1 protein-coding gene is annotated in these 649 nt (G+C 61.5%); it reads left to right on the top strand.

Annotated elements, in window-relative coordinates; all coding sequences use genetic code 11:
- Nucleotides 1-649: NAD(P)(+) transhydrogenase (Re/Si-specific) subunit beta (locus PQQ96_RS42140; protein WP_408303348.1), on the top strand; the 649-nt coding region annotated here is incomplete at both ends.

The following is a 649-nucleotide window of genomic DNA, read 5'->3' as shown; positions in this document are numbered from 1 at the left end:
TGCCTATGCGGTAGTGTCGGAACCGTCGGCCTTCGGTCTGGTCGATCCGGACAATCCGATTCCGGGCTTCCTGCCGTACGGCAATCGCGTCGAGTTGTTCATCGGCACGTTCGTTGGCGCGATTACGTTCTCCGGTTCGGTGATCGCGTTCGGCAAGCTGTCGGGCAAGTACAAGTTCCGGCTCTTCCAGGGCGCGCCGGTGGTCTATGCAGGGCAGCACCTGATCAACCTGTTCCTCGCGCTCGGCATGCTCGGCTTCGGCGTGATCTTCTTCCTCACGCAATCGTGGCTGCCGTTCATCATCATGACGCTGATCGCGTTCGTGCTCGGTGTGCTGATCATTATTCCGATCGGCGGCGCGGATATGCCGGTGGTCGTGTCGATGCTGAACTCGTATTCGGGTTGGGCCGCGGCGGGTATCGGCTTCTCGCTGAACAATCCGATGCTGATCATCGCGGGTTCGCTGGTGGGCTCGTCCGGTGCGATCCTGTCGTACATCATGTGTCGCGCGATGAACCGCTCGTTCTTCAACGTGATTCTCGGTGGCTTCGGGAATGAGGCGGGCGCGGCGGCGGCAGGTGGGTCGGCGGAGCAGCGTCCGGTGAAATCCGGTTCAGCCGACGATGCGTCGTTCATGCTCGGCAATGCT

This window comes from Paraburkholderia sediminicola, assembly GCF_046027825.1.
GTDB lineage: Bacteria > Pseudomonadota > Gammaproteobacteria > Burkholderiales > Burkholderiaceae > Paraburkholderia > Paraburkholderia sediminicola_D.
The sequence above is the reverse complement of the archived record's forward strand: the minus strand, read 5'-3'. Positions and strand labels throughout refer to the sequence as shown.